This is a genomic window from Baekduia alba, from assembly GCF_028416635.1.
In the GTDB taxonomy this organism is placed as follows: domain Bacteria; phylum Actinomycetota; class Thermoleophilia; order Solirubrobacterales; family Solirubrobacteraceae; genus Baekduia; species Baekduia alba.
In genome coordinates this window covers 1281194-1298965 of the sequence record NZ_CP114013.1, presented here as the reverse complement: position 1 = coordinate 1298965, position 17772 = coordinate 1281194, and the positions used below count along the sequence as shown (strand labels likewise).

Genomic DNA, 17772 nt, shown 5'->3' with positions numbered 1-17772 from the left:
CGCCATCTTCCCGTACCCCTGCGAGAAGTTCTACAACTACAGGCCGGTGGGGTGGCGAACGGTGTACCCGCTCGACGGCCGCGACGGCGCGTGCCAGCGCGTGCCGTCCTGGGCGCGGCCGCTCGTGTCGAAGCGCAGGCCGGCCACGACCATGTACATGTGGCCGCCGTTGGCGTAGATGGTCACCCACTGGCCCGGGCCGGCTTCGCCCCAGCTCGTGAAGTCGCCCGACGGCAGCGCCTGGTCGAGCAGGCCAGCGGCGTGCAGCGCGTAGGAGACCGAGCCCGAGCAGTCGTAGCCCGAGTCGTCCCACTGCCCGTGACCGCCGCCGTAGTGGTACGGCTTCTTGGCGATCGCGTTGCCCGCGGCGATGATCTGCTTGACCGGGTCCGGCGCGTTGGCGGGCGCGATCGCGAGGCCGTCGGCGCCGACCGTCGCCTTGTCGCCGGGCGCGAGCTGCGCGGGCTCGGTCGGCGTGGCGGGCGCGGTGCCGGCCTCGCCGTCGACCAGCGAGCGCAGCACGTCGATGTCGGCGGCGTCGATGACGCCGTCGACGGCGACCTGCTGGTCGGTCTCGAACTGCTTGACGCTCTTGACGGTGCCGGTGCCGAACTCGCCGTCGACCGAGGTGTCGAAGCCGGCGCGCTCGAGGTAGTCCTGGAGGATCTTGACGTCGTGGCCGCTCATGCCCTTGCGGAGCGGGATGCGGTCGCCGAGGTGCCAGCTGCCGGTCCCGGTCGAGCGGACGTCGAAGCCGCCGGCGGTGTTCTTGGCGGCCGAGCCGTCGGTCGCGGTCTTCAGCGCGGCGAGCGTCGGGGCGTCGGCGACGCCGGACGGCTTGAGGTTCGCGGCGCGCTGGAACTTGCGCACGACCTTGACCGTCGTCGCGCCGAACTGGCCGTCGGTGCTGGTCTTGAAGCCGGCCTGGGAGAGGAGCGTCTGCAGCGCCTTGACGCGCGCGCCCCGGTCACCGGAGTGGAGGGGCTTGGTGCCGACCTTCTTGGCGGCGGCCGCCGACGAGGCCGTAGTGCTCGCGCTGACCGTCGTCGTGTCCGCCTGCGCGAGCGCGGGGACGAAGAGGACAGCGGCCGCCACGAAGGCAAGGACTGCGCCTAGGGCGGACGATCGGAACGGCGACGGCGACAACGGTGGAACCCCTCTCATGGCGGCGCCTACGGGGTTAGCTGTCGGGCTCGCGCCATGAGAGCGGCGCTACGTCGCAGGAAAGCGATGATTCGCCCCGGACCTGAGCACGCTCAGGCCAGTGGGTCCCCCGCTCCCCGACGATGGCTCGCCGGGGATTCGGCTTGGTGAAACGACCGCGGAAGCGTAGCGAAGGCGGCGGCGGGATGTCGTCATAACGACGTCCGCACGCTTACCTAGGCCACATGTTCGGTTTAGCGGGCGCTGAGCTCCAAGGCCGCCAGCGCCAAGGCGAGCGCGACCGCGGCCCGCGGCTGCAGCGAGGAGCGCCGCACGAACTCGCCGGGGTTATGTGCCGCGCCGCCGCGCGGGCCGAGGCCGTCGACGGTCAGCGGGATCGTCGCGGCGAAGTGGCTCGCGTCCGACGCGCCGCCGCGCTGCGCGGCGACAATCGGGCGGCCGAGGAGGTCCGACGCGCGCGCCAGCAGCGGCTTGGTCGGCTCGCGGGCGTCCATCCCGGGCCACTCGCGGGCCAGGCCGGCGCTGAGCGTGGCTCCCGAGTCGAGCCGGTTCGGCACCGCGTCGAGGACGCGCTGGAAGGCGTCGAGGCGGTCGGCGCGGACGTCGGCGATCAGGCGCCCGTTGGCCGGGACCACGTTGAAGGCGTCGCCGCTGCGCACGACGGTCGGGACCGCGGTGAGGCGGTCGGGGCCGTCGGGCGCGTGTTGGGCGGCGATCGCGTGGGCAGCGGTGGCGAGCGCGAGCAGCGCGTTGATCCCGGCGTCGGGCGCCGAGCCGGAGTGCGCGTTGCGCCCGTGCGCGAGGACCTCGACCGTCCCGGCCGCCTTGCGCTTGACGACGACCGCGTCGTTGCCGTCGGCGTCGAGCTCGCCCGCCTCGAAGCACAGGCACGCGTCGAAGCCGGCGAAGCGCTCGACGTGGGCGAACGGGCCGACTCGCCACTCCTCGTCGACGACGAGCAGCAGCGCGATCTCGGCAAACAGCTCCGGCCGGGGGGCCAGCGCGCCCAGGACGCCGAGCGCGAGGACGTCGCCGCCCTTCATGTCGACCGTGCCCGACCCGTGCACCCTGTCCGGGTCGTCGGGGTCGAGCTCCAGCGGCCGGTGCTCGGCGTGCGCGACGACCGTGTCGAGGTGACCCAGGAGCAGGATCCGGCCGGTGCCCGTGCCGGTGACGCGGGCGCAGAAGTCCGGCGCGTGGTCGGGCGACGAGCACGGCAGGTGCTCGACGGTCGCGCCATCGGGCAGGAGCGCGGCGGCGATCGCCGCGGCCTCGTTGGCGCCCTTGACGTCTCCGGAGGGCGTCGAGACGCCGACCAGCGCCTCCAGCTGCGGCAGCGCGCGCTCCGCGATCGAAGCTGAACTATCGGCGATCCACTGGTTCACGGGTTCCGTAGAGTGCCACGTCATGGCCAAGGGACCGCGTGTGGGCGATGCCGCCCCGGACTTCGAACTCCAGGGCACCGAGGGGCGCTTCCACCTCAGCGAGCAGCGCGGGCAGCGCGTCGTCCTGCTGTTCTACCCGGGCGACGAGACGCCGGTCTGCACCAAGCAGTTCTGCTCCTACCGCGATCGCGCCGACGACATGTCCGCCTTGGACGCCGTCGTCGTCGGCATCTCCGGCCAGGACGTCGAGTCCCACCGCGACTTCACGACCAACCACGGTCTGACGGTCCCGCTCCTCGCCGATCCCGACAAGGCCGTCGCCAAGCTCTACGGCGTGACCCGCCCGATGCTCGGCACCCAGCGCGCGACCTTCATCGTCGACACCACCGGCACCGTCGCCTGGTGCAAGGTCCACGCCCTCGGCCTGGACTACGTGTCGGTCGACGAGCTCACGACGGCGCTGGCGTCGGTGCCAGCGCAGACCACGGCGACGGCCGACTAGCTGCTGGATAGGCCGAGCGCGGCGGGCGGTCTGTCGTGGACTGGGTCGTGCTCCGTGGGTCGATGGGCTGGGAGGTTGACGGGACAGCGCAGGGCGGACGGTTCGGGACCGAAACGAGGGATCGTCTCGGTCTGTGTCGTCTGGTGTCCCACATGGGGACGCCAGGCGACATGGATCCAGAGTCCGGGGCCGTTCGGGGCCGAATCGTCGAGTGAGGCGCCGTCGATCGCGTGAAAGCGGTGGCGCCGCCACGAACGGCTCGTCGTCCTTGATGAGCGAACGCATCGCGCCTCGCAGCGCCGACCAGCGCCCGCGCTGTCCCGCCACGCTCACAAGCCCGCCCGTACAGCAGCACGACGCCAGTCCACAACGGGCCGCTCGCCCACAACGCACAACGGCCGCCCCTAAGGGGCGGCCGTCGAAACACCATCCACGCCGACGGCGGTGCCCTAACCCAGAACCTCCGCCAGCCGCCCCTCGAGGGCGCCGGCGATCGCGTCGCGGATCGGGCCCTCGTCGTAGCGCTCGACGATCGCGCCGAGGAAGCCTTCGACGACCAGGCGCTCGGCTGTCGGCTTCGACAGGCCGCGCGAGCGGAGGTAGAAGATCTGCTCGGGGTCGATCTGGGCGATGGCCGCGGCGTGCGTGCAGCGGACGTCGTCGGCGAGGATCTCGAGGCCCGGGATCGCGTCGGCGTGGGCCTTCTTGCCGAGCAGCAGGTTGCGCGCCTCCTGGAAGGCGTCGGTGCGCTGGGCGCCCTCGTCGACCTTGATCATGCCGCGCCAGACGGTCGACGACCGGCCGGAGATCAGGCCGCGGAAGGCCAGGTCGCTGACCGTGTCGGCCGCCGCGTGCTCCTGCAGCGTGTCGTAGTCGACGTGCTGGCGGCCGCGCGTGGCGTAGGCGCCGGTGACCTTGGCGGTCGAGCCCTTGCCGTCCAGCGTGGACTCCAGGAAGACCTTGCCGTTGCCGCCGCCGAAGGCGAGCGTCGTCCAGTCCAGCGTCGCGTCGCGGGCGACGACGGAGCGCTGCGCGCCGAAGACCCACGTCTTCTCGTTCAGCGACTGCGCGCCGATGTACTTGAGCGACCCGTTGTCGCCGACCACGAGCTCGACGACGCCGTTGACCACGGCCTCCTCGTCGTGCGCGGACGACACCTGGTCCCAGACCTCGGCCTCGGCGCCCTCCTCCAGCACGATCAGCGTGCGGTGGTGCAGCGCGGTGCCGGGCTTGTCCTGGATCGTCGTGATCAGGATCGGCGCCTCGACCTTGACGTTGCGCGGGACGTAGACGAGCGTCCCGTCGGTCCAGGAGTCGGCGTTGGCGTTGGCGAAGTAGCCCGGGCGGACGACCGTGCCGAAGTGGCGGCCGACGACCTCGGCGTGGCGCTCGAGCGCGACGCGCAGCGGCGCGACGATGACGCCTGAGGCGGCGTCGCCCTCGGACGCGACGATCGCGCCCTCCGGCGAGAACAGGCCGCTGACCTCGCCGCCGGCGGCGGCCGCCGGCGGGAACTTCGCGAGGTCCAGCTTGTCGATGGGGGTGAACTCCCAGCCGGCGACGCCCTTGTGCTGGGGCAGCTCGACCGAGACCTGCGGCACGCTCGCCGCGATAGCCGCGCTAGCCAATGGAGCCCTCCATCTGCAACTCGATCAGGCGGTTCATCTCGACCGCGTACTCCATCGGCAGCTCCTTGACGATCGGCTCGATGAAGCCGTTGACGATGAGCTTGCCCGCCTCCTCCTCGGTCAGGCCGTGCGACATGAGGTAGAAGAGCTGCTCGTCGCCGACCTTGGAGACGGTGGCCTCGTGCCCGACGTCGACGTCGTCCTCGCCGATGCGGATCGTCGGGTAGGTGTCCGAGCGCGAGTGCTCGTCGAGCAGCAGCGCGTCGCAGACGACCTTGGACTTCGAGCCGTGCGCGCCCTTGGCGACCTCGAGCAGGCCGCGGTACGAGGAGCGCCCACCGTCCTTGGAGATCGACTTGGCGAAGATGTTGGACGTCGTGTTCGGCGCCGCGTGCACGATCTTCGCGCCCGCGTCCTGGTGCTGGCCCTCGCCCGCGAAGGCGATCGACAGCACCTCGCCGTGGGCGCGCTCGCCCATCAGGTAGACGGCCGGGTACTTCATCGTCAGCTTGGAGCCGAGGTTGCAGTCGACCCACTCGACGGTCGCGTCGGTCTCGGCGATCGCGCGCTTGGTGACCAGGTTGTACACGTTGTTGGACCAGTTCTGGACCGTCGTGTAGCGGATGCGCGCGCCCGGCTTGGCGATGAGCTCGACGACCGCGGAGTGGAGCGAGTCGCTGGACCACGTCGGTGCCGTGCAGCCCTCGACGTAGTGCACGTAGGAGCCCTCGTCGGCGATGATCAGCGTGCGCTCGAACTGGCCCATGTTCTCCGTGTTGATCCGGAAGTAGGCCTGCAGCGGCATCTCGACGTGCACGCCCGGCGGGACGTAGACGAACGAGCCGCCCGACCACACGGCGCTGTTCAAGGCCGCCAGCTTGTTGTCGTTCGGCGGGATGATCGTGGCGAAGTACTCGCGGATCAGGTCCTCGTGCTCACGGAGCCCCGAGTCCATGTCCATGAAGATGACGCCCTGCTGCTCGAGGTCCTCGCGCACCTGGTGGTAGACGACCTCGGACTCGTACTGCGCGCCGACGCCGGAGAGGAACTGGCGCTCGGCCTCCGGGATGCCGAGGCGGTCGAACGTGCGCTTGACGTCGTCGGGCACGTCGTCCCAGGAGCGGCTGGGCCGCTCCGTCGAGCGGACGAAGTAGTGGATGTCGTCGTAGTCGACCTCGGCGAGCATGGGCGAGCCCCACGTCGGCTGCGGGCGGTCGAGGAAGTACTGCAGCGCCTTGAGACGGAACTCGAGCATCCACTCGGGCTCGTCCTTCATCCGCGAGATGGTCTCGACGACCTCGCGGTTGATCCCCTTGGGCGCCTTGTAGAGGTAGTTGTCGGCCTCGTGGAACCCGTAGCGCTCCGTGTAGTCGGAGCCCAGGTTCCGCAGCGCGGCCTCTTCGGGGGTGAGGACCTTGCCGGCCTCGGTGGTCTCAATGGGCGTGGGCGTGGCAGCCATGGGCTACTCGACCTCCAGCTTGATCAGGTCGCCGTCGATCCGCACCGGGAAGGTCTCGATGGGCTCGTAGGCAGGAAGGGTCTTCGGGGCACCGGTGCGCAGGTCGAACAGCGAGCCGTGGCGCGGGCACTCGATCGTGCACTCGGCCTCGTGCAGCTCGCCCTCGGCCAACGGACCGTCGTCGTGCGAGCAGCGGTCCTCGATCGCGAAGAGCGTGCCGGCGCAGTTGACGACGGCGATCTCGAGGTCCTCCCATTCCACGACGCGCATGGCGCCCGGCGGGAGCTCGGTGACGGGGCAGATGTCGATGATCTCAGGCAACGAAGTTCAAATCCGACTTTCGCAGGAGGGATTGTACCGACAGCGGCGGCGCGGGCTCGTCCGGCGCGCCGACCAGACTCGCCGCCATGCACCATCCCGTGATGCGCGTGCTGCGCGGGGTCCGGATGACCCTGCGGGCCGAGACCGCGGCGCACGCCGAGCTGCGCGGCCGCATCACCGGCGTCGTGCTGCTCACGATCGTCCTGGACCTGCTCGCGGCGCTCGCCGGCTGGCTCCTGGAGCGCCATCACGGCGAGATCACGACGTTCGGCAACGCGCTGTTCTGGACGACGACCCAGATGCTCACGGTGTCCTCGCAGTTCCCGAACCCGCTGACGACCGGCGGCAAGGTCCTGGACGTCGCGCTCGAGGTCTACGCGCTGGTCGTCGTCACCTCGGTCGCCGGCGCGTTCGCCTCGTTCTTCCACCATCGCTACCGCGAGCAGCACGCGCCGGAGTAGGCTCGCCGCGGGGCGAACCCCGTGGACACCGGCACGCTGAGCATCACCCTGCTGGGCGGCTTCTCCGTCGTGATCGACGGAGTCGACGTCGACGACCGCGCGTGGCGCCTGCGCAAGGCCCGCTCGCTCGTCAAGGTCGCGGCGCTGGCGCCCGGGCGGCGCGTCCACCGCGACATCGTCTGCGAGCTGCTGTGGCCCGACCGCGACGCGAGCGCCGCCGCCAACAACCTCCACCAGGCGCTGCACGCGGCGCGGCGCGCGCTGGGCGACCCCAGCGCGCTCGCGCTGGCCGACGACGTGCTGGCCCTGACGCCGGACGCGCACGTCGACGTCGACGCCTTCGAGGCCGCCGCCGCGCGCCCCGACGGGCTCGACGAGGCGCTGGCGCTCTATCCCGGCGAGCTGCTGCCCGAGGACCGCTTCGAGGAGTGGACCGAGGGCCGGCGCGCCGCGCTGCGCGAGCTGCACCTCGACCTCGTCGTGCGCGTTGCCGAGCGCCACGCCACGCGCGGGGACCCCGGCGCGGCGATCGCCGGCCTGAGCCGCGCCGCGGTCGACGCGCCCCGCCACGAGCCCGTCCGCCGCGCGCTCATGCGCGCGCTCGCCGGCGCCGGCCGCCGGCAGGACGCGCTCGCCGAGTTCGAGCGGCTGCGCACCGCCCTGCGCAAGCACAACGAGGCCGACCCGGACCCCGAGACGCGCGCGCTGTACCGCGAGCTGCTGGGCGAGCGCGACACGCCGGCGCCGCGCCGCCGCGCCGCGCTCCCGGTCCAGCACACGAGCTTCATCGGGCGCGAGCGCGAGCTCGAGGAGCTGCACCGCCTCCTGGACCGCGCGCGCCTGGTGACGCTGACCGGCCCGGGCGGCGCCGGCAAGACGCGCCTGGCGCTCCAGGCCGCGCAGGCCCGCGCCGACGACCTGCCCGGCGGCGCGTGGCTCGTCGACCTCGGCGTGCTGCGCGACCCCGCGCTCGTCGCCCAGTCGGTCGCGACGGCGCTCGGCGTCCCGATCCCGGCCAACCGCCCGGCGGTCGACGCGCTGATCGCCCACCTCGCGCGGTCCTCCGGCGTGCTGGTCGTCCTCGACACCTGCGAGCACGTCCTCGACGCGTGCGCGCAGCTGACCGAGGCGCTGCTGGCCACCGCGCCGGAGGTCCGCTTCCTCGCCACCAGCCGCGAGCCGCTGCGCAGCGCGCCCGAGGTCGCCTGGCGCGTGCCGTCGCTGGCCGAGGCGCCGCAGCTGTTCCGCGACCGCGCCGCCGCGGTCGCGCCGCAGGCCGCCGCGACGTGGACGGCGGCCGACGACGACGCGCTGATCGCCGACATCTGCTTCCGCCTGGACCGGATGCCGCTGGCCGTGGAGCTCGCCGCGGCGCGCTCCGGCGCGCTGACGCTCCAGCAGATCGCCGAGCGCCTCGACGACGCGCTCGACGTCCTCGGCTCCGGCCCGCGCACCGCGCGCACCCGCCAGCAGACGCTGCGCGCGACGATCGCCTGGAGCCACGACCTGCTCGACGACTCCGAGCGCATGATGTTCCGCCGGCTGGCGGTCTTCTCGTCCGGCTTCACGCTCGACGCCGCCGAGGCCGTCGTCGCCGACGGCGCGGTCCCGCCGCGGCGCGTCGCCGACCTCGTGGCGCGCCTGGTCGACAAGTCGCTCGTCGTCGCCGAGGACGGCCGCTTCCGCTGCATGGACACGATCCGGCAGTTCGCCGACGAGCAGCTCGACGCGTCCGGCGAGGGCGACGCGGTCGCCCGCCGCCACCTGGACTGGTGCCTGGGCCTGGCGCGCGAGCACGACTCGCTGCACGCGCTGGAGGACGAGCACGACAACCTGCGCGCCGCGTTGACCTATGCCTTGAAGCACGACCCGCAGGCCGCGCTGGAGCTCGCGACGCAGCTGTGGCGCTTCTGGCTGGACCGCTCCTGGTTCCTGGAGGGCACGGCGTGGCTGGACGCGGTCCTGCGCGCGGCCCCGGAGCGGACGCCGCTGCGCGTCGAGGCGCTCCTGGCCGCCGCGGGGTTGGCGCTGCGCCGGGGCGACCCCTATGCCTACCTGCGGCGGTTGGAGGAGACGCTCGGGATCTACGACGACCTCGGCGACCCGCTCGCGACCGCCGAGGCGCACATCCAGCACGCCCTCTACGAGGCCTACGTGAGCGCTTCGGAGCGTTCCGCGCAGCTGTGCGAGGAGGCGATCGCGACCGCCGAGCGCCACGACAGCCCGCGCGTCGCCGCCAACGCCGCGCACGCGGCCGCGATGGCGGCCTGGCAGCGCTCCGACGTCGCCGCGGCGCTGACCGCGCTCGACGCCGCGTGCGACCGCCTCCGCGCCCTGCCGTCCGGCGGCGAGCGCTTCCTGGACGCCGTGACGTTCGGGATGCTCGCGCTCCCGGAAGGCCCCGACGGCGCGGCCCGCATGGTCTGGGAGGCCACGCTCTTCCCGTTCCGGCGGCTGGACCGCGAGCAGGCGCTCGGCCTGGCACTCAACAACCTCGCCTGGGCGACGCGCGCCGGCTCGACCGAGCCGGCGGCCCTGGCGACCGCGCGCGTCGCGCTGGACGAGGCGCTCGGGCGCTTCCGCTCGGCCGGCGACCGCAGCGGCGAGGCGCTGACGCTCGCCCACCTCGGCCACCTCGCGCGCACCGCCGGCGACCTCGACACCGCGGCCGCGCGGCTGGAGGCGGCGCTCGCGCTGCGCCAGGAGCTCGGCGAGGGCCGCGACGCGGTCGTCGTCTCCCTCGGCCTCGGGCTCGTGCACAGCGCCGCGGGCCGGCCGGACGCCGCGCGCGACGTCTGCGCCGCCGCGCTGGAGCGCTTCGAGGCCACCGACGACCTGCCCGCGATGGCCGGCACGCACCAGAACTGGGCGATCGTCGAGGAGCGGGCGGGCGACGTCGCCCGCGCTCGTGAGCTGTACGCGCTGGCCGCCGGGCTCTGGGCCGGTCAGGGCCTCGCGCGCTGGGCGGCGTGGTGCAACGTGGGGCTGATCGGGACGCTGCACGCGCTCGGCGAGCGCGCCGAGCGCGACGAGGTCCGCCGCCGCTCGCGCGAGACGTTCGCGCTGCTCGGCGACACGCGCGGCCTGGCGCTGCTCGACGCCGATGCCGCCGCTTTGCGCCGGCGCTAAGCCGGCGCAAAGACGCGCGGGAGCACCATCGCCGCCATGACCTCTCTCCACCCCGCTTCCACCACGCTCGACGCCGGCACCGTCCAGGAGCTCCGCGAGGGGCTGCGCGGCGCCTGCTTCACGCCCGGCGACGCCGGCTACGACGAGGCCCGCACGGTCTGGAACGGCATGTTCGACGACGACCGGCCCGCGATCGTCGTGCGGTGCGCCGGGGTCGCCGACGTGATCCGCGCCGTCCAGTTCGCCCGCAGCGAGGGCCTCGAGATCGCCGTCCGCGGCGGCGGCCACAGCCTGCCGGGGTTCTCCTCCTCCGACGGCGGGATCGTCATCGACCTCGGCCCGATGAAGGGCGTCCGCGTCGACCCGCGCGGCCGCCGCGCCACCGCCCAGGCGGGGCTCCAGTGGAACGAGCTCGACCACGAGACGCAGGCCTTCGGCCTCGCGACCACCGGCGGGCTGGTGTCGACGACCGGCGTCGCCGGCTTCACGCTCGGCGGCGGGATCGGCCACCTCGTGCGCGCGCACGGCCTGGCGTGCGACCGCCTGATCGGCGCCGACGTGGTCACCGCCGACGGCCAGGTCGTCCGCGCCGGCATGGGCTCCGACGAGGAGGCCGAGCTGCTGTGGGCGCTCAAGGGCGGCGGCGGCAACTTCGGGATCGTCACGTCGCTGGACTTCCAGCTCGCGTCCGTCGGCCCGGTCGTCTACGGCGGCGCGGCGTTCTTCCCCGCGACGCAGCTGCGCGAGATCCTCGTCCGCGTCCGGGAGATGGTGGACGCCGGCATGCCCGAGGAGCTGACGCTGCTCGTCAACATGACCACCGCGCCGCCCGCGCCGTTCCTGCCCGAGGAGATGCACGGCCACCCCGGCGTCGCCGTCGCCGCGTGCTGGTCCGGCCCGCTGGAGGACGGCGAGGCCGCGCTCGCGCCGATTCGCGCGCTCGGGCCCGGCGTCGACCTGCTCGGCCCGATCCCGTACACCGCGCTGCAGTCGCTGCTGGACCCGCTGTTCGAGAAGGGCGCCCGCAACCACATGAAGGCCGGGTACCTGCCCGAGCTCAGCGACGCGGTGATCGACCGCCTCGCCGAGGGTCACGCCGGCCGCCCGGCGCCCGCCTGCGAGCTGCACATCCACACGATGGGCGGCGCCGCGGCACGCGTCCCGGCCGACGCGTCCGCGTTCCCGCATCGCTCGGCGCCCTACGTCGTGAACTTCATGTCGCGCTGGGAGGACCCGACGCAGGACGAGGAGTGCCTGGCCTGGGGCCGCGACGTGTACGCCTCGCTCGAGGAGCACACGACCGGCGGGGCCTACATCAACTTCCTCGGCGACGAGGGCCAGGACCGCGTCCGCGCCGCGTACGGCGACGAGACATACGCGCGCCTGGCGGCCGTCAAGGCCAAGTACGACCCCGACAACGTGTTCCACCGCAACCAGAACATCGCGCCGGCCTAGCTGACCCGGCAGGGAGGGTGGGAGCCCGATCTCCTACCCTCCCCTGCCGCATGCCCTCCCGCGCCAACAACACCGCCACCCGCGACGATCTCCGCAACGTCGCGATCATCGCCCACGTCGACCACGGCAAGACCACGCTGGTCGACGCCATGCTGCGCCAGTCCGGCGCGTTTCGCGAGGGGGCGGCCCTGACCGACCGGGTCATGGACTCGATGGACCAGGAGCGCGAGCGCGGCATCACGATCCTCGCGAAGAACACCGCGGTCCAGTACGGCCCGACCAAGTTGAACATCATCGACACGCCGGGCCACGCCGACTTCGGCGGCGAGGTCGAGCGCGGGCTGACGATGGTCGACGGCGTGCTGCTGCTCGTCGACGCCTCCGAGGGCCCGCTGCCCCAGACGCGGTTCGTCCTGCGCAAGGCGCTGGAGAGCAAGCTCCCGGTCGTGTTGGTGGTCAACAAGATCGACCGCCCGGACGCGCGGATCGACGAGGTCGTCCACGAGGTCGAGGAGCTGTTCCTGGACCTCGACGCCGCCGAGGAGCAGCTCGAGTTCCCGATCGTCTTCACCAACGCGCGCGCCGGCACCGCGTCGATGGACCAGACGACGCCGGGCGAGTCGCTCAAGCCGCTGCTCGACCTGCTCGTCGAGACCGTGCCGCCGCCGGCCTACGACCCGGACCACCCGTCGCAGGCGCTCGTCACCAACCTCGACGCCGATCCCTACCTCGGCCGCCTCGGCATCTGCCGCGTGCGCCAGGGCACGATCCGCAAGGGCGACATCGGCTGGTGCCGCGCCGACGGGGAGACCGTCACGCGCGCGAAGATCACCGAGCTGTTCGTCACCGACGGCCTGCACCGCGTCCCCGTCGACGAGGCGGGCCCGGGCGAGATCTGCGCCGTCGCCGGCCTGCAGGACGTCACGATCGGCGAGACGCTCGCCGACCTCGACGACCCGCGGCCGCTGCCGGTCCTGCACGTCGACGACCCCTCGATCGGCGTGACGATCGCGACGTCGACCTCCCCCTTCGCGGGCAAGGACGGCAACAAGCTGACGGCCCGCCAGATCCAGGCGCGTCTCGACCAGGAGCTGATCGGCAACGTGTCGATCCGCGTCGAGGCGACCGAGCGGCCGGACGCCTGGGAGGTGCAGGGCCGCGGCGAGCTGCAGCTCGCGGTGCTCGTCGAGACGATGCGCCGCGAGGGCTTCGAGCTGCTCGTCGGCCAGCCGCGCGTCGTCACGCGCGAGATCGACGGCGCCGTGCACGAGCCGATGGAGCGCATGACGATCGACGTGCCCGAGGACTTCGTCGGCGTCGTCACGCAGATGCTCGCGCTGCGCAAGGGCCGCCTGGAGCAGATGAGCAACCACGGCACCGGCTGGGTCCGGATGGACTACCGCGTCCCGGCCCGCGGCCTGATCGGGTTCCGGACCGAGTTCCTCACCGAGACGCGCGGCACGGGCATCGCGCACAGCGTCAGCGACGGGATGGAGCCGTGGCACGGCGAGCTGCGCACGCGGCCGACCGGGGCGCTGGTGTCCGACCGCCAGGGCGCCGTGACGTCGTACTCCTGCTTCCAGATGCAGGACCGCGGCTCGCTCTTCGTCTCGCCCGGCGACCAGGTCTACGCGGGCATGGTCATCGGCGAGAACGCCAGGGCCGACGACCTCGACGTCAACATCGTGCGCGAGAAGCACCTGACCAACGTGCGCTCCGCGACCGCCGACGAGCTCGAGCGCCTCGTGCCGGCCCGCCAGCTCTCGCTCGACCAGGCCATGGAGTGGCTGCGCGAGGACGAGTGCGTCGAGGTCACGCCCAAGGCGGTCCGGATCCGCAAGTGGATGCTGGACCCGAACGAGCGCACGAAGGCGGCGCGCCGGGCCAAGGCCGGCGCGGCGCCGAAGTGATCGCCGCGCCGACCGCCTAGAGCGCCAGCTCGAACTCGGGCGCGTAGGTCTCCAGGAACGCGGCGCCCTCCTCGGGCGTCGGCATCCGGCCGGCGGCGCGGCGCAGGCCGTCGAGCGTCGCCCACATCTCGGCCGTCCGCAGCGCCGGCCGGACCTGCCACGTCGCGCGGGTCGGGCCGGCGTGCGTGTTCCACATCGCGTGCGTCGTGCCGCGCGGGACGTCGATCGTGTCGCCCGCGCGGAGCACGTGCTCGACGCCGTCGGTCCGCGCGGTCAGTTCGCCCTCCAGGACGACGAAGTGCTCGTCCTGGTTGGGATGGCGGTGCGGCAGCGGGTGCGGCTCGTCGTCGCTGGGGTCCCAGCGCGCGTCGACCTCGAGGAGGTCGTCGGTGAGCGTGGTGACCGTGAGGTGCTCATGGTCGGTGAGGCTGAACGTGTCGCCGGGGACGGGCATCGACGCGGGATCCTTTCATCATGAGATCAAGTATCTTGAAATCAAGATAACCGGGCCCGAGCGAGTCGGGAAGTACGGTTAGCCCCCATGTCGCCGCGCTCGCCCGACCAGATCGACGCCCTCGTCGGCCAATGGGCCGCCCAGCATCCCGACCTCGACCTCGAGACGATGGCCCGCGCCGCGCGGATCATGGAGGTCGCGCGGACGATGGAGGCGCGGATCGCCGCTCGGGCGGCGGAGGTCGGCGTCGACCTCGCCGAGGGCGACATCCTGTTCACGCTGCGACGCGCGGGTGCGCCGTTCCGGCTGAGCCCGTCGGCGCTGTCGGCGTCGCTGCTGGTGTCGTCCGGGACGCTGACCAACCGGCTGGACCGCCTGGAGCGCAAGGGCTTCATCCGGCGCGTCCCGCATCCGTCGGACCGGCGCTCCACCCAGGTCGAGCTGACCCCGGCCGCGGTGCAGGCGCTCGACGTCGCGATCCACCGCCACGTCGCCAACGAGCAGGAGATGCTGGCCGGGCTGAACGACCGGGAGCAGGCACAGCTCGATCGGCTCCTGCGCAAGCTGCTGCAACATCTCGGTGGTGTCGGCGCCTCTTAAGGGGCATGAACAACCCCTCTCCTCCGCCGTGGCGGCGCTGAGCCCCACCCGCGTCGTGGACGTGCCGAAGCCGGGCGGCGCCGCCGTCGCGAGCCGGGACGAGCTCGCGCTGCGGGCCCTGACCGTCGCGCGGCGGACCGCGCTCGGCGTGCTCGGCGACCGCGAGGCCGCCGCCGACGTCGCCCAGGAGGTCGCGCTCCAGGTCGTGATGCGCCGCGGCGCGTTGCGCGATCCGGACGCTTTGGACGCCTGGGTCCACCGGATCGCCGTGCGCGCCGCGCTGCGCGAGGCCGGCAAGGCGCGGCGGCGGCGCGCGGCCGAGGAGGCGCGCGTCGCGCTGCGCGGCGGTGTCCCACCGGACGACGATCCGGGCGACGCCGACCTCGCCGTTGCGCTCGCTGTCCTCGACGGCCTCCCGCCCCGCCAGCGCGCCGCGCTGACCCTGCGCTACCTCCACGACCTGCCCGACGCGGCCATCGCGCGCGCCCTGCGCTGCCGGCCCGGAACGGTCCGCTCCCTGCTCTCCCGAGGCCGTGACGCGGTCCGCACCCGAATCGACGAGGACGCCCGATGATCCCCACACCCACCCACAACGACGACGACCTCCGCGCGCTGTTCGCGCCGCTGAGCGCCGACGAGCCCACGCCGGCCGAGCGCCACGCCCTGCGCGTCGCGCTCGCCGACGCGCCCGCCGCACCCGCCCGCCCGCGCCTGACCTGGAAGCCGGTGGCGGCCGTGGCGACCGCGACGATCGCCGTCGGCGTCGGCCTCGCCGTCCTGCCCGGAAGCGACACCACCAACAAGTCCGGCGGCGGCGCCGGCGTCTCGATCCTGCACACCGCCGCGGCCGAGGCCGCCGGCGAGCCGGTGCCCAGCGTCCTCGACGCGCCGTTCCGCTACACCAAGTTGAAGACCTCGAGCGTCTACACCGAGACCAAGGGCACCGCCTCGCTCGAGCTGCGCGAGCAGCAGGACTCGGAGGCGTGGGTCGGGGCGAAGTGGACGGGCCGGGAGGTCTACGCCCAGGGCACCCAGCAGTTCGTCGGCGACTGGGCCGCCGCGAGCAAGGGCTGGCTGCAGCTGCGCGACGGCAACACTCCGGACCCCTCGCTCAAGCCGCGCGACACGCGCTACGCCTACGGGGACGGGCCACTCGCCGAGCTCGACCCGGCCGATCTCCCGTCCGACCGCAACGGCATCGCTCAGGCCCTGCGCCACGGCATCGACACCAACCAGTGGTCGGCCGACGCTGCGCAACGCGGGAAGGACAACCGCGTGGCTCCGAAGCGCCCGATCGAGAGCTACGTGACCTACTCGATGCTCAACCTCCTGAGCTTCGCCCGCGTCACGCCCGCCCAGCGCGCGGCCATGCTCGACGTCCTGAGCAACGACCCGTCCGCCAAGGACCTCGGCACGGTCAAGGACAACGAAGGCCGCGAGGGCCGCGGCGTCCAGCTGCACTACCCCGGCGAGCAGTTCCTCTTCGGCGCCAACCGCTTCGTGATCATCTTCAACCCCGACAACTCCGAGATCCTGCAGTGGTCCATCGGCCCCGACGTCCCCGACCGCTGGACCCCGAACCTCACCCGGACCGTCCTGTCGGGCGGCTACGTGGCGAAGGTCGGCGACCGACCCTAGACCTGGTCGCGCTGCGCCGGGGACGTCGGGGCGGTTGCCTCCGGCGTCTCCGGCTCCCAGTCGACCTCGTGGCCGAGGCCGGCGGACTTCAGGACCTTCAGCGACAGCAGCGCGCACTTCATGCGGGTCGCGGAGATGTCGATGCCGAGCAGGTCGAGCACGAAGGCGCGGTCGAGCTTGAGCAGGTCGGACACCGGCATGCCGACGATCTCGTCGGAGGCCATCGAGGCGCTCGCCTGCGAGATCGCGCAGCCGTGGCCCTCGAAGCGGATCTCCTCGACGCGCTCGTCGTCGCCGACCTTCAGCATCACCTTGAGCTGGTCGCCGCAGAGCGGGTTGTGGTCCTCGGCGGAGAGGTCCGGCGACTCCATCGGCCCCCAGTTGTGGGGTCGCTTGTAGTGCTGGAGGATCTCCTCGCGATACAGGTCGTCCATCAGGCTCTCCAGGCTAGGCGAAGATCCGCCGCACTTCCGCGAGCCCGTCGACCAGCTGGTCGATCTCGTCGCGGGTGGTGTGCACGGCGAAGGACGCGCGGGTGGTGGCCGACTCGCCGAGGTGCTGCATCAGCGGCTGGGCGCAGTGGTGGCCGGCCCGGACGCAGACGCCGCGGCGGCCGATGATCTCGGAGACGTCGTGCGGGTGGATGCCCGTCAGCGCGAAGGAGACGAGCGCACCGCGCTGGGCGACGTCGCGCGGCCCGTGGAGCGTGACGTCGTCGAGCTCGCCGAGGCGTTCGAGCGCATAGGCGGTGACGTCGACCTCGTGGGAGCGGATCGCCTCCATGCCGAGGTCGCTCAACCAGTCGACCGCCGCGCCGAGGCCGATGACCTCGGCGATCGCCGACGTCCCCGCCTCGAACCGCGAGGGGGGCGCGGCCCAGCGGACGTCCTCGAACGACACCGACGAGATCATGTGCCCGCCGCCGATCAGCGGCTCGGTGTCGAGCAGCAGGTCGTGGCGGCCGTGCAGGACGCCGACGCCCGTCGGCCCGTAGGCCTTGTGGCCGGTCCAGGCGTAGAAGTCCGCGTCGATCGCGGCCAGGTCGACCGGCATCTGCGGCACGGCCTGCGAGCCGTCGACGACCGTCACGACGCCGGCCTCACGAGCGCGCCGCGCGATCTCCGCCGCCGGCGTGATCGTCCCGAGCACGTTGGACACGTGGGCGAACGCGAGCACCTTGGCGCCCGGCAGCAGCGCGTCGAGCGCACCGAGGTCCACCTGGCCCTCGGCGTCCAGCGGCACCTCGACCAGCTCGGCGCCGGTGTCGCGGGCGAGCATCCACCACGGCACGAAGTTGGAGTGGTGCTCCATCCGCGTGACCAGGATCTTGTCCCCCGGACCCACGTGGCGCCGGCCCCAGCCGTGCGCGACGACGTTCAGCGCCTCGGATGCGTTGCGCGTGAAGACGGTGTCGCGCGCCGCCCAGTTGACGAACTGCGCGATGCGCGTGCGCGCGCCCTCGAACAGGTCGGTCGCCTCGGCGGCCAGCGGGTAGACGCCGCGGTGGACCGAGGCGCGGTGGTGGCGGTAGTAGTCGTCCATGGCCGCGAGCACGGCCTCGGGCGTCTGCGACGTGGCGGCGCTGTCGAGGTAGACGACGCCCTCACGCGCGAGCGTCGGGAACTGCGAGCGAACGTCGAGTCCGGCGGTGGCAGCCATCGCGATC

At 72.9% G+C, this 17772-nt stretch carries 16 protein-coding genes and 1 riboswitch; of the genes, 8 read left to right on the top strand and 8 right to left on the bottom strand.

What is annotated here, in order from left to right; translation table 11 throughout:
- Positions 1-36: 36 nt before the first annotated feature.
- Positions 37-1095, bottom strand: a complete 1059-nt coding sequence (locus DSM104299_RS06360) for a peptidoglycan-binding protein (protein WP_272476449.1) — start codon at positions 1093-1095, stop codon at positions 37-39.
- A 57-nt stretch (positions 1096-1152) separates the two neighbouring features.
- A riboswitch (cyclic di-AMP (ydaO/yuaA leader) is annotated at positions 1153-1318 on the bottom strand.
- 79 nt (positions 1319-1397) lie between these two features.
- A complete protein-coding gene (locus tag DSM104299_RS06355) occupies positions 1398-2549 on the bottom strand; it encodes a M20/M25/M40 family metallo-hydrolase (RefSeq protein WP_272476448.1) in 1152 nt (383 codons plus the stop codon).
- A gap of 22 nt (positions 2550-2571) precedes the next feature.
- Here DSM104299_RS06355 and DSM104299_RS06350 point away from each other — a divergent pair, with 22 nt between their 5' ends.
- On the top strand, positions 2572-3051 hold the full coding sequence (locus DSM104299_RS06350) for a peroxiredoxin (protein ID WP_272476447.1): 480 nt from the start codon (positions 2572-2574) through the stop codon (positions 3049-3051).
- Positions 3052-3500: 449 nt separating this feature from the next.
- On the opposite strand, the gene sufD is transcribed toward DSM104299_RS06350, so the two are convergent.
- From sufD to DSM104299_RS06335, 3 genes are read right to left on the bottom strand one after another with little or no spacing between them, the layout of a single operon-like run.
- Positions 3501-4652 (bottom strand): Fe-S cluster assembly protein SufD, encoded by a 1152-nt coding sequence (gene sufD, locus DSM104299_RS06345; protein ID WP_272476446.1) that lies wholly within the window; start codon positions 4650-4652, stop codon positions 3501-3503.
- A gap of 19 nt (positions 4653-4671) precedes the next feature.
- Complete coding sequence (sufB, locus tag DSM104299_RS06340; protein WP_272476445.1) at positions 4672-6138, bottom strand: Fe-S cluster assembly protein SufB; 1467 nt, start codon at positions 6136-6138, stop codon at positions 4672-4674.
- 3 nt (positions 6139-6141) lie between these two features.
- Positions 6142-6459: a Rieske (2Fe-2S) protein gene (locus tag DSM104299_RS06335; protein WP_272476444.1), complete on the bottom strand. Its 318-nt coding sequence runs from the start codon at positions 6457-6459 to the stop codon at positions 6142-6144.
- 86 nt (positions 6460-6545) lie between these two features.
- Between DSM104299_RS06335 and DSM104299_RS06330 the strand changes: the two genes are divergently transcribed.
- Genes DSM104299_RS06330 through typA form a run of 4 tightly spaced genes read left to right on the top strand, consistent with a single transcriptional unit; the run spans position 6546 to position 13414 of the window.
- The gene (locus DSM104299_RS06330) at positions 6546-6920 is read left to right on the top strand and encodes a hypothetical protein (RefSeq protein ID WP_272476443.1); all 375 of its coding nucleotides are present in this window, start codon (positions 6546-6548) and stop codon (positions 6918-6920) included.
- 21 nt (positions 6921-6941) lie between these two features.
- Positions 6942-10049, top strand: a complete 3108-nt coding sequence (locus tag DSM104299_RS06325) for an ATP-binding protein (protein WP_272476442.1) — start codon at positions 6942-6944, stop codon at positions 10047-10049.
- 36 nt (positions 10050-10085) lie between these two features.
- Positions 10086-11504, top strand: coding sequence for an FAD-binding oxidoreductase (locus DSM104299_RS06320; RefSeq protein ID WP_272476441.1), 1419 nt, complete (start codon positions 10086-10088; stop codon positions 11502-11504).
- 50 nt (positions 11505-11554) lie between these two features.
- On the top strand, positions 11555-13414 hold the full coding sequence (gene typA, locus DSM104299_RS06315; RefSeq protein ID WP_272476440.1) for a translational GTPase TypA: 1860 nt from the start codon (positions 11555-11557) through the stop codon (positions 13412-13414).
- A 16-nt stretch (positions 13415-13430) separates the two neighbouring features.
- On the opposite strand, the gene DSM104299_RS06310 is transcribed toward typA, so the two are convergent.
- Positions 13431-13868: a cupin domain-containing protein gene (locus DSM104299_RS06310; RefSeq protein WP_272476439.1), complete on the bottom strand. Its 438-nt coding sequence runs from the start codon at positions 13866-13868 to the stop codon at positions 13431-13433.
- Between the two features lie 87 nt (positions 13869-13955).
- Here DSM104299_RS06310 and DSM104299_RS06305 point away from each other — a divergent pair, with 87 nt between their 5' ends.
- Genes DSM104299_RS06305 through DSM104299_RS06295 form a run of 3 tightly spaced genes read left to right on the top strand, consistent with a single transcriptional unit; the run spans position 13956 to position 16106 of the window.
- A complete protein-coding gene (locus DSM104299_RS06305) occupies positions 13956-14468 on the top strand; it encodes a MarR family winged helix-turn-helix transcriptional regulator (protein WP_272476438.1) in 513 nt (170 codons plus the stop codon).
- Between the two features lie 28 nt (positions 14469-14496).
- Positions 14497-15042: an RNA polymerase sigma factor gene (locus tag DSM104299_RS06300; protein ID WP_272476437.1), complete on the top strand. Its 546-nt coding sequence runs from the start codon at positions 14497-14499 to the stop codon at positions 15040-15042.
- Positions 15039-16106, top strand: coding sequence for a hypothetical protein (locus DSM104299_RS06295; protein ID WP_272476436.1), 1068 nt, complete (start codon positions 15039-15041; stop codon positions 16104-16106). The genes DSM104299_RS06300 and DSM104299_RS06295 overlap by 4 nt, the downstream gene beginning before the upstream one ends.
- Here the strand turns inward: DSM104299_RS06295 and DSM104299_RS06290 are convergent.
- Both DSM104299_RS06290 and DSM104299_RS06285 read right to left on the bottom strand, forming a co-directional pair.
- Positions 16103-16540, bottom strand: coding sequence for an iron-sulfur cluster assembly scaffold protein (locus DSM104299_RS06290; protein WP_272476435.1), 438 nt, complete (start codon positions 16538-16540; stop codon positions 16103-16105). The two genes, DSM104299_RS06295 and DSM104299_RS06290, sit on opposite strands and share 4 nt — an antisense overlap.
- A gap of 13 nt (positions 16541-16553) precedes the next feature.
- Complete coding sequence (locus DSM104299_RS06285; protein WP_272476434.1) at positions 16554-17765, bottom strand: aminotransferase class V-fold PLP-dependent enzyme; 1212 nt, start codon at positions 17763-17765, stop codon at positions 16554-16556.
- Positions 17766-17772: the final 7 nt, after the last annotated feature.